Source organism: Facivitalis istanbulensis (assembly GCF_040560405.1).
In the GTDB taxonomy this organism is placed as follows: Bacteria; Pseudomonadota; Alphaproteobacteria; order Sphingomonadales; family Sphingomonadaceae; genus Sphingomonas; species Sphingomonas istanbulensis.
In genome coordinates this window covers 128,202-138,846 of sequence record NZ_JAVSCQ010000006.1, presented here as the reverse complement: position 1 = coordinate 138,846, position 10,645 = coordinate 128,202, and the positions used below count along the sequence as shown (strand labels likewise).

Genomic DNA, 10,645 nt, shown 5'->3' with positions numbered 1-10,645 from the left:
CATGCAGGTCTCCAGCCCCATGGCCTTCACCCCCTCGACCATCGCCACGACCCTGTCCATGTCGCGGTCCTTCGGGCTGCGCCACGCCGCACCCATGCAGAAACGCTGCGAGCCCGCCGCCTTGGCCGCCGCCGCCGCCGCCAGCACGGCCTCCACGTCCATCAGCTTTTCGGCCTTCACATCGCTGTCCGCCGACGCGCTTTGCGAGCAATAGCCGCAATCCTCCGGGCAGCCGCCGGTCTTGATCGAACACAGCGTGCACAACTGCACCTCGTCGGCCGCATGATGTGCGCGGTGGACCGTCGCCGCGCGGAACAGCAACTCGGTGAAGGGCAGGTCGAACAGATCCGCAACCTCCCCCCGGGTCCAGTCGGTGCGCAGGCCCGGTGCGGCCGGGGAAAGCGCGGTCATCATCGTCATCACGTCTCGTCCTGTCATGCGTCCGCCTCGGGCGGCATATTATGTCCCAGCAGCCTCAGCACATCCGCGGCCGCCTTCACAAGATTGGTCCCAGGCCCGAAAATCGCCTGCACCCCGGCATCATACAGCGCCTGATAATCCTGCGACGGGATAACGCCACCCGCGATCACCTTGATATCCGCCCTGCCCGCCTCGCGCAGATGATCGATCAGTTCGGGGATCAGGGTCTTGTGCCCCGCCGCCAGGCTCGACGCGCCGACGACATCGACGTCCCGGGCGAGCGCCAGCCGCGCGGCTTCCTCCGGCGTCTGGAAGAGCGGGCCCGGCACCACCTCGAACCCCAGGTCGCCGAACATCGACGACACCAGATTGGCCCCGCGGTCATGGCCGTCCTGCCCCATCTTGGCGACGAACAACCGGGGCTTGCGGCCGAGGCGCCGTTCCACCGCCTCGACCCCGCGCAACAGCCGCGCCCAGCGCTCGTCCTCGGCATAGGCCCCGCCATAGACGCCCGATACCGGGCTCGGCTGCGTGCCGAACCGCCCGAACACATCCTCCAGCGCGGCGGAGATTTCGCCGAGCGTCGCGCGGGCGCGGGCCGCCTCCACCGCCAGCGCGAGGAGGTTGGCGTTCCCACGCGCGCCGTCGCGCAGGGCATCGAGCGCCGCCCGTGCCTGTGCCTCGTCGCGCGCGGCCTTGACCCGGCCGATCCGCGCCACCTGCCCGGCGCGCACCGCATGATTGTCGATGTCGAGGATTTCCACCGGCGCCTCGTCGGCCAGCCGGTATTTGTTGACCCCGACGATGACGTCCTCGCCACGGTCGACCTTGGCGGCACGCGCGGCCGCCGCCTCCTCGATCATCGCCTTGGGCCAGCCCGCCGCGACCGCCTTCGCCATGCCGCCCTCGGCCTCGATCCGCTCTATGAGCGTCCAGGCGCCATCGACCAGGCTCTGGGTCAGGCTCTCGACATAATAGCTGCCGCCCAGAGGATCGACGACCTTCGTCATCCCCGTTTCCTCCTGGATCACGATCTGCGTGTTGCGCGCGATCCGGGCGGAGAAGTCGGTGGGCAGCGCGATCGCTTCATCGAGCGCATTGGTATGCAGGCTTTGCGTCCCGCCCAGCATCGCCGCCATCGCCTCGATCGTGGTGCGGATGACGTTGTTATACGGGTCCTGCTCGGTCAGCGACACGCCCGATGTCTGGCAATGGGTCCGCAGCATCTTGGAGCGTTCGTCCTTCGCCCCCAATTGCGTCATCGCCCGGTGCCACAACACCCGCGCCGCGCGCAGCTTCGCCACCTCCATGAAGAAGTTCATGCCGATCGCGAAGAAGAAGGACAGGCGCCCGGCGAACGCGTCGATGTCGAGCCCGCTCGCCACGCCGTATTTCACATATTCCATGCCGTCGGCGATGGTGAAGGCCAGTTCCTGGAGCTGCGTCGCTCCCGCCTCCTGCATGTGATAGCCGCTGATCGAGATGCTGTTGAACTTGGGCATCTCGGCGGAGGTATAGGCGAAGATGTCCGAGATGATCCGCATGCTCGGCTCAGGGGGATAGATATAGGTGTTGCGGACCATGAACTCCTTCAGGATGTCGTTCTGGATCGTCCCTTCCAGCTTGGAGCGGTGAACCCCCTGCTCCTCGGCGGCGACGATGAAGAACGCCAGGATCGGGATCACCGCGCCGTTCATCGTCATGCTGACCGACATCGCATCGAGCGGAATGCCGTCGAACAGGATCTTCATGTCCTCGACGGTGTCGATCGCCACGCCGGCCTTGCCGACGTCGCCCGTCACGCGCGGATGGTCGCTGTCATAGCCCCGATGCGTCGCCAGGTCGAAGGCGACCGACAGCCCCTTCTGCCCCGCCGCCAGGTTGCGACGGTAAAAGGCGTTGGACTCCTCGGCGGTCGAAAAACCCGCATATTGCCGGATGGTCCATGGCCGTCCCGCATACATGCTCGCCCGCACGCCGCGCGTGAACGGCGCGAAGCCGGGCAGGCCGGGGTCCACCGCGACATCCGCCGCCGTATAGAGCGGCTTGACCGCGATCCCCTCCGGCGTCCGCCAGATCAGATCACGCCCCTTCACCTCCTTGGCGGCCAACTTCTCCCAATCGGCCATGTCAGGGCGCTCGGCCATCCACCACTCCTCATCCACATCTTGCGCGCGTCGCGCATCGCGTTCGACAGGGCGAAATCGTCATTCGCCCATACGCGCTGTCGTTCAGCGCCCCTGGAAACGCGGCGGGCGCTTTTCAAAAAAAGCCCTGCCGCCTTCCTCGCCATCCTGCGTCGCCCGCGCGGCGCGCTGGTCCTCCGCCTCGCGCGACAGGGCCGTGGCGTAATCGCCCTCCAACCCCGCATGAAGCGCCCGGCGCATCAGCCCCAGCGCCACGCTTGGCCCCGCCGCCAGCCGCTCGGCAAGCGCAAGGGCCTCGGCGTCGAGGGCCTCATCGGCGACGACCTTGTGGATCATGCCCCAATCGAGCGCGCGGCCCGCCGGAACCCGCTCGCCCAGCAACATCATCTCCGCGGCGCGGGCGCGGCCGATCAGGCGCGGGAGCATCCAGCTTGCCCCGCCATCCGGGACCATGCCGATATTGACGAAGGCGTGGAGGAAATAGGCATTCTCGCTCGCCACGCAGAAATCGGCGGCCAGCGCCAGGCTGCATCCAATCCCCGCCGCCGCGCCGCGTACCGCGCTGACCACCGGAATGGGCAGCTCGGCCAGCATCAGGAACAGCGGGTTGAAATGATCGACCAGCGCACGGCGCACCGTCTCGGGCCCGACATCCGCGCCCGAAATATCCGCGCCAGAGCAAAAGGCACGGCCCTCTCCCGCCAGCAGGACCGCACGGGCATCGTCCCGTTCCGCCAGCGCCTCGCCGATCCGATCGAACAGCTCGGGCGGCGCCGCGTTCAGCCGCTCGGGTCGGTCCAGCGTCAGGACCAGCACATTGCCCCGTCGCTCGGCGCGCAGCATCGCCTCGCTCAATGGCCCTCTCCCGGCATTTCCATCAATTCGACCAGCACCCCGCCCATGTCGCGCGGGTGGAGGAACACCACCGGCGTCCCGTGCGCGCCGATCCGGGGATCGCCCAGCAAGGTCGCGCCCTTGGCCTGCAGTCCGGCGATGGCAGCGGCCATATCCGCGACCTCGAAACACAGATGATGCTGGCCACCCGCCGGATTCTTCCTGAGGAAATTGGCGATGGGTGAGGTTTCGTCCAGCGGCTGGATCAGTTCGATCTGCGCATTGGGTGCGTCGATGAAGCACACGCGCACGCCCTGCGGCGGCAGGTCGAACGGCGCCCCGATCGCCTCCGCGCCAAGCAGATGGCGATAGGTCTCGACCGTCTTATCGATCGAGGGCGTGGCGATGCCGACATGGTTGAGACGTCCAAGCGTCATGCGATGCTCCCTCGGCCGACCGATACGGGGCAAGCGCCCGTTTCCCGCCGTCCCGCGACACGCTCAAAGCGGCAGGTTGTCATGCTTCTTCCACGGGTTGGCGAGATCCTTGTTGCGCAGCTTGCGCAAGCCCAGCGCGATGCGGCGGCGGGTCGAATGCGGCTGGATCACCTCGTCGATAAAGCCCTTGCTCGCCGCCACGAAGGGATTGGCGAAGCGTGCTTCATATTCCGCCGTCCGCTCGGCAATCTCCTCGGGCGTCCGGCCGCGGAAGATGATCTCGACCGCGCCCTTGGCCCCCATCACCGCGATCTCGGCCGTCGGCCAGGCATAATTGAGATCGCCGCGCAGATGCTTCGATGCCATCACGTCATAGGCCCCGCCATAGGCCTTGCGGGTAATGACCGTGATCTTGGGCACCGTCGCCTCGGCATAGGCGAAGAGCAGCTTGGCGCCATGCTTGATGATGCCGTTATGCTCCTGCGCGGTGCCGGGCAGGAAGCCGGGCACGTCGACAAAGGTCACGATCGGAATCTCGAACGCATCGCAGAAGCGCACGAACCGCGCGGCTTTCCGGCTGGCATTGATGTCCAGCACCCCGGCGAGCACCATCGGCTGGTTCGCGACGAAGCCGACCGTGCGCCCCTCGATCCGGCCGAAGCCGGTGATGATATTGCCCCCATGCGCGGGCTGCACCTCGAAGAAATCGCCTTCGTCCACCACCTTGGTGATGAGCTCGTGCATGTCATAGGGCTGGTTGGCGCTGGCCGGGATCAACGTGTCGAGGCTGTCCTCGCGCCGGTCCCAGGCGTCCGCGGTCGGACGCTCGGGCACGCCCTCGCGATTGTTGGCCGGCAGGAAGTCGATGAAGTCGCGCGCCGCCAGCAGCGCCTCGATATCATCCTCGAACGCCACGTCCGCCACGCCGGTCCTGGTCGTGTGCGTCACCGCACCGCCCAGCGCCTCCTGCGTCACGACCTCGTTCGTCACCGTCTTCACCACGTCCGGACCGGTGACGAACATATAGCTCGAATCCTTCACCATGAAGATGAAGTCGGTCATGGCCGGGCTATAGACCGCGCCGCCCGCGCACGGCCCCATGATAAGGCTGAGCTGCGGCACCACGCCCGACGCCAGCACATTGCGCTGAAACACCTCGGCATAGCCGCCCAGCGACGCCACGCCTTCCTGGATGCGCGCGCCGCCCGAATCGTTCAGGCCGATCACCGGCGCGCCGACCTTCATCGCCATGTCCATGATCTTGCAGATCTTCTGGGCATGCCGCTCGGACAGCGATCCGCCAAAGACAGTGAAGTCCTGGCTGAACACGAAGACCAGCCGGCCGTTGATCGTGCCCGAGCCCGTCACCACCCCGTCGCCGGGCACGACCTGCTCGGTCATGCCGAAATCGGTGCAGTTATGCTCGACGAACATGTCGAGTTCCTCGAAGCTGTCTTCGTCGAGCAGCACGTCCAGCCGCTCGCGCGCGGTCAGCTTGCCCTTGGCATGTTGCGCCGCGACGCGCGTCTCGCCGCCGCCAAGTCGGGCGGCACGGCGCAGGTTTTCGAGATTCTGTATCGTGGATGACATGGCTTTTCCAATCGCCCCGATCTTGCGGCAACCGGCACGTCATGCAACTGTGGTTTTGCAAACGAAGTTGTGGAATGTTCACAAGCCATGTCGGGACACGTCGCGCGGAGCCATTTCGCGGGCCATCGGGTGCGGGAATTGCGGCGGCGGCTCGGCATCAGCCAGGCCGCGATGGCGGCCGAACTCCGGCTCTCCATCAGCTATCTGTCACAGATCGAGAGTGGCGACCGGCCCCTGACCGCCTCGGTCCTCGCCGCCATCGCCGAGCATTACCCGTCGGACTGGAACGGGATCGACCCCGATGAAGGGGCCAAGCTCCTGATGGGCCTGATCGAGGCCTCGACCGACACCAGCATGCCGCAGACCATCGATGATCGTCGCGAACTGGAAAAGCTGGTCCGCCAGCAGCCCCTCGTCGCGCAGCGCCTGCTCAGCGTCTATCGCGCGCATCGCCGGACGCTCGAACAACTGCGCATTCTGGACGAGACGGTCGAGAGCAACGCCAGGGGCGTCCGCCTGCCCTGGGAAGAAGTCCGCGACTGGTTTCAGGTGCATGAGAATTATGTCGACGGGATCGACCGGCGGGCGGAGGTGCTGGCGTCCGAGCTTGGGTCCGGAGATCCGAGGGAGCGGATCGAACGCCGGCTGTTCGACAGCTTCGGCGTGCGGGTGGACACCTGTTCGCTGGAAGGTTCGACCGACGGGCATGTGCTGCGCGACTATGACGCGGTGCGCCGAATTCTTCGGCTGGACAATGGCCAAGCGGCGGAAACCACGCTGTTTTCACTGGCCTATCAACTCGGTCGGCTCGAATTCGCCGAACAGATATCGGAGATCGCCTTTGAAGGGCAGGCGACCTCCGATGGCCGCAGCCTCTTGAGCGCGGGGCTCGCCAATTATGCGGCCGGCGCCATTCTGATGCCCTATGCGGCATTCCGCGACGAGGCCCGCGCCAGCCGCCACGATGTCGATCGATTGCGACGGAGCTTTGGCACGAGCTTCGAGCAGACCTGCCACCGGCTGTCGACGCTGCAACGACCGGGCGCCGCCGGGGCCCCCGTCTTCTTCTGTCGGGTGGACATGGCGGGCAACATCACCAAGCGCCACTCCGCCACGTCCCTGCAATTCGCGCGCTATGGCGGCGCGTGTCCGCTATGGATCGTCCACGAAGCCGTCGCGGTGCCCGACCGGATCCTGGTGCAGCTTGGCGAAACCCCCGATGGCGTGCGCTACGTCTCGATGGCGAAGGGGCTGGTGAAACCGTCCGGCGCCTATCGGCGGACACCGCGCCGCTATGCGGTCGCGCTGGGCTGGGAAGAACGGCACGCCGACCAGTTCGTCTATTCGGACGACATCGCCGCCGGCTCACCGGCGACGCAGTTGGGCAGTTCCTGCCGCATCTGTCCCCGCCCGGATTGCAACCAGCGCGCTTTCCCCCCCGCCGCCGCCCGGATCGAGCTGGACCTGGATGCCCGTGGAGTGATCCCCTACGAAATCAAATGATCCACGCGGCGGGGTCCGGCATCGGATCCGGCAAGCGACGCCGCTTTACTCCACGCGCTCGATCACCATGGCGATACCCTGCCCACCACCGATGCACATGGTCGCCAGGCCATAGCGTCCGCCGATCCGCCGCAACTCGTAGATGAGCTTCACGAGCAGGATCGCACCGGTCGCGCCGATCGGATGCCCAAGAGAGATGCCCGATCCATTCGGATTGACCTTGGCCGGGTCGAAGCCAAGCCGATCGGCGACGGCGCAAGCCTGTGCGGCGAACGCCTCGTTCGATTCGATGACGTCGATCTGGTCGAGCGTGACGCCTGCTCGCTCCAGCGCGATCGGAACGGCGGCAACCGGGCCCACGCCCATGACGCGCGGCTCGACGCCGGCATGGCCCCATCCCAGGATGCGGGCCATCGGGGTGATACCCTGTCGTTCCACCGCAGACGCCGATGCGAGCACCAGCGCCGCCGCGCCGTCATTGAGGGAACTCGAATTGCCCGCCGTCACCGAGCCATCCTTCTGGAATGCCGCACGCAGGCCAGCCAGGCTTTCCAGGGTGACATCGTCGCGCACATGCTCATCCACCGCGAACATGCGCGTCTGCCGCCCCTCCTTCACCGCAATTGGCAGGATCTGCTCCGCGAAGCGCCCCTCGGCCTGCGCCCGTGCCGCCCGCGCATGGCTTTCCACCGCCAGCGCGTCCTGACGATCGCGACCGATGCCATATTCCGCCGCGATAGTCTCGGCCGTCACCCCCATATGGCTGCCGTCGAACGGGTCGCTCAGCGTTTCGATCATCGCGTCGGCCATGGTGATCGGCCCCATCTTCTGGCCAAATCGCGCCGCCGCGACATGGTGAGGCGACCGGCTCATGACCTCCGCACCGGCCGCCACGGCGACCTCGGCCTCGCCCAGCGCGATCGTCTGCGCCGCCGAGATAACGGCCTGCAAACCGGAACCGCACAGACGATTGAGCGTCAGCGCCGGCGCGCTCACCGGCACCCCCGCATTCACCGCGGATACCCGCGCCACATAGGCGTCCTTGGGCATGGTGGGGATCACCTGCCCCATGAAAACATGCTGGACGTCGCCCACCTGGAAGCCGGAGCGCGCGATCGCCTCCGCCATGACCTTGGCGCCCAGTTCCGCCGGGGGCGAGTTCTTCAGGCTTCCACCGAAATCGCCAATGGCCGTGCGAATGCCCGAGACGATGAATACCGCTTCCATATTCCGGCTCCTCTCCATTTTCCGCAGCCATATCGCGGTTCTTGACGCAATGCAGCATGAAATCGGGCGTCTTTGCCCTGCAGAGGGCCAGTGCCCGCGCGCGCGCCCCTAAGATCCGAAACGGTCTCTTACGCCGATGATCAGTATATCTTCGGTTGGCAGAAGACACGGGACCACGACGGAACTCAATCACCATCGTCCTGGCGCCTCAACCCTGCCATTATGATCGCCAACGCCCGCTCCAGCGCATCATTCTCCTCAAATCCCGGCATGGTGGCCGCCGCGATCAGCATCCTGTTGACGAGCCGCATGTCCGCGACCGTGACGCTGGCCGCGACGCTGCCCGCCGCGATCGCCTGCGCCAGCACGGCGCCCAGCAACGCGTCGGCGCGACCGCGTAGCGAGGCGACGACTTCGTCCAGCAGATCGCTCTCCGCTCCGACAAGGGCCTTGGCATGGAATGCCGTCACGACCCGCTGACGCCGCATGAAATCCGCGAACAGGGTGGGACTGCCCGCATTGTCCCGGACGAACGACGACAGTTCGTCGAGGCGCGTTTCCAGCACCGCCACGATGATCGCATTGCGATCGGCGAAGTTGCGGTACAGCGTTCCCCGGCCGACGCCCGCGCGTTCCGCTATTCCCTCCAGCGCCACGCCATATCCATGCTGCTCGAACAGGTCGGCGGCCGCCGCAATGAGCCGATCGCGCCGTACCTGCGCGTCCTTTCGCATTCTTGCCTCGCTCGATCTTCAACGCTAAACCGGACACTCAATGTCCGCTTAACAATAGGCCGTTTCAATGCCCCCGTCCATGTCGCGACCACCGCCCATCATCCTGGAGCGCACGCCCGACTGGCACCCGGACGAGGTTCCGATGATCCCGGGCTCGCCCGCATCGGTGCGCCATTCGCCCGCCTTGCGCGTGGCGTATCTGACGATCGGGGTCTTGATCACGATCACCAGCGGGCTGGGCACCGCGCTGGTGACCGCCAATCTTCCCCAGATCCAGGGCACGCTGGGCCTCACGCCGGTCGAGGGCGCGTGGCTGCCCGCCGTCTATGTCATGGTCAACCTGTCGGCCAATCTGGTCCTGTTCAAGGCGCGTCAGCAATTCGGCATCCGCCATTTCGCGGAGGCCGCGCTGCTCGCCTATCTGGCGGTGACGGCGCTGCACCTGGTCATCAACGATTATCAGACGGCGCTGCTCGTGCGCGGCGTCGCGGGGTTCGTCGGCGCGCCGCTCAGCTCGCTGGGCTTTTACTATGTCATGCAGGGTTTTCCCAAGCGCCTGCTCGGCAATTCGATCGTCGTGGCCTTTGGCCTGACGCAATTGGCACTACCCATCGCCTGGCTGTTGTCGCCCGCCCTGCTCGACCTCGGCAACTGGCAGACGCTGTATCTGTTCGAATTCGCGCTCGCCCTGTGCACGCTGGCGGCGGTGGTCTCGCTGAAGCTGCCGCCCGGCATCCGCATCAAGACGTTCGAGCGCACCGATTTCCTCACCTTCATGCTGGTCGCCCCCGCCTTCGGACTGATCGCGGGCGTCCTGTCGCAGGGCCGTTTGCAATGGTGGAGCGAGCAGCCCTGGATGGCATGGGCGCTGATCGCCGCCATGGCCTTGTTGTTCGTGGCCTTTTTCATCGAACATCATCGCGCCAACCCGTTGATCCAGACACGCTGGATCGGCACGGCCGAGGTGGCGCGCTTCGTGATCGCGGCGCTCGCCTTTCGCCTGATCCTGTCCGAACAGAGCTTCGCGGCCGTCGGCCTGCTGCGGACCCTGGGCCTGGGGCCGGATCAGTTCGGCCTGTTCTATCTGGTCATCATCGCCGGCGTCCTGACCGGGATCGCGATCGGGGCCTCGACCTTCGGGCCGAAGACGATGATGCCGATGGCCATCGCCTCGGTCGTCCTCGTCCTCGTCGCCAGCCTGATCGACAGCGACGCGACCAGCGACACGCGCCCGAACACGATGATGGTCAGCCAGTTCATGGTCGCGGTGGCCGGTGCGCTGGTGATGGCGCCGCTGATCCTGAACGGCATCATGGCCGCCATGAAGCGCGGCCCCGATCACATCATCACCTTCGTGATCCTGTTCACCATGACGCAGACCGGCGGCGGCCTGCTCGGCCCGGCGCTCTATGGGACGATCCAGCAATATCGGCAGCATGAATATTCGGGCCAGATGACCAGCCATGTCGATCCGTCCGATCCGATCGTCGCGCAGCGTCTGGCCATGCAACGCCGGGTCTTCGCCGCGCGCGTCACCGATCCGGTGCTGGGCAGCGCGCAGGGCACCGCGCTGTTGCAGCAGATCTCGACACGCGAGGCCCATGTCCGCGCCTATAACGACATCTTCCGGCTGAACGCGATGATCGCGTTCGCCTTCCTCCTATGGGGTCTGTGGCGTGTCGGCCTTCTGATGCGGGCCGCCCGCAACGCCCCGCGATCCGCCGCAGCCGCGGCCGCCAGTTCTTCGATGTGA

The 10,645-nt window shown here is 66.3% G+C and carries 8 protein-coding genes and 1 pseudogene; 2 read left to right on the top strand and 7 right to left on the bottom strand.

From position 1 onward, the window contains the following. The 5 genes and pseudogenes from RN629_RS06290 to RN629_RS06270 form a co-directional block, all read right to left on the bottom strand. Nucleotides 1-411, bottom strand: a pseudogene (locus RN629_RS06290) (biotin synthase BioB); the annotation flags it as partial. A 23-nt stretch (nt 412-434) separates the two neighbouring features. Then, nucleotides 435-2,567, bottom strand: coding sequence for a methylmalonyl-CoA mutase (gene scpA / locus RN629_RS06285; protein ID WP_407034411.1), 2,133 nt, complete (start codon nt 2,565-2,567; stop codon nt 435-437). 84 nt (nt 2,568-2,651) lie between these two features. Further along, the gene (locus tag RN629_RS06280; protein WP_407034425.1) at nt 2,652-3,410 is read right to left on the bottom strand and encodes an enoyl-CoA hydratase-related protein; all 759 of its coding nucleotides are present in this window, start codon (nt 3,408-3,410) and stop codon (nt 2,652-2,654) included. 8 nt (nt 3,411-3,418) lie between these two features. Continuing rightward, nucleotides 3,419-3,838, bottom strand: coding sequence for a methylmalonyl-CoA epimerase (gene mce, locus RN629_RS06275; RefSeq protein ID WP_407034410.1), 420 nt, complete (start codon nt 3,836-3,838; stop codon nt 3,419-3,421). Between the two features lie 63 nt (nt 3,839-3,901). Continuing rightward, entirely contained in the window at nt 3,902-5,428 is a 1,527-nt protein-coding gene (locus RN629_RS06270; RefSeq protein WP_407034409.1) for an acyl-CoA carboxylase subunit beta, read from the bottom strand. Between the two features lie 87 nt (nt 5,429-5,515). Here RN629_RS06270 and RN629_RS06265 point away from each other — a divergent pair, with 87 nt between their 5' ends. Then, nucleotides 5,516-6,931, top strand: a complete 1,416-nt coding sequence (locus RN629_RS06265) for a helix-turn-helix domain-containing protein (protein ID WP_407034408.1) — start codon at nt 5,516-5,518, stop codon at nt 6,929-6,931. Between the two features lie 45 nt (nt 6,932-6,976). On the opposite strand, the gene bktB is transcribed toward RN629_RS06265, so the two are convergent. Then, nucleotides 6,977-8,158, bottom strand: a complete 1,182-nt coding sequence (gene bktB / locus RN629_RS06260; protein ID WP_407034407.1) for a beta-ketothiolase BktB — start codon at nt 8,156-8,158, stop codon at nt 6,977-6,979. Between the two features lie 185 nt (nt 8,159-8,343). Beyond that, on the bottom strand, nt 8,344-8,892 hold the full coding sequence (locus RN629_RS06255; protein WP_407034406.1) for a TetR/AcrR family transcriptional regulator: 549 nt from the start codon (nt 8,890-8,892) through the stop codon (nt 8,344-8,346). 79 nt (nt 8,893-8,971) lie between these two features. On the opposite strand from RN629_RS06255, the gene RN629_RS06250 reads away from it, so the two are divergent. Next, on the top strand, nt 8,972-10,645 hold the full coding sequence (locus tag RN629_RS06250) for an MFS transporter (RefSeq protein WP_407034405.1): 1,674 nt from the start codon (nt 8,972-8,974) through the stop codon (nt 10,643-10,645).

What these genes read in the sequence shown, in the direction of transcription:
- RN629_RS06255 (WP_407034406.1), bottom strand. Translation starts at nt 8,892, where the DNA reads ATGCGAAAGGACGCGCAGGTACGGCGCGATCGGCTCATTGCGGCGGCC.
- RN629_RS06265 (WP_407034408.1), top strand. Translation starts at nt 5,516, where the DNA reads ATGTCGGGACACGTCGCGCGGAGCCATTTCGCGGGCCATCGGGTGCGG.
- RN629_RS06270 (WP_407034409.1), bottom strand. Translation starts at nt 5,428, where the DNA reads ATGTCATCCACGATACAGAATCTCGAAAACCTGCGCCGTGCCGCCCGA.
- RN629_RS06250 (WP_407034405.1), top strand. Translation starts at nt 8,972, where the DNA reads ATGTCGCGACCACCGCCCATCATCCTGGAGCGCACGCCCGACTGGCAC.
- scpA (WP_407034411.1), bottom strand. Translation starts at nt 2,567, where the DNA reads ATGGCCGAGCGCCCTGACATGGCCGATTGGGAGAAGTTGGCCGCCAAG.
- RN629_RS06280 (WP_407034425.1), bottom strand. Translation starts at nt 3,410, where the DNA reads ATGCTGCGCGCCGAGCGACGGGGCAATGTGCTGGTCCTGACGCTGGAC.
- mce (WP_407034410.1), bottom strand. Translation starts at nt 3,838, where the DNA reads ATGACGCTTGGACGTCTCAACCATGTCGGCATCGCCACGCCCTCGATC.
- bktB (WP_407034407.1), bottom strand. Translation starts at nt 8,158, where the DNA reads ATGGAAGCGGTATTCATCGTCTCGGGCATTCGCACGGCCATTGGCGAT.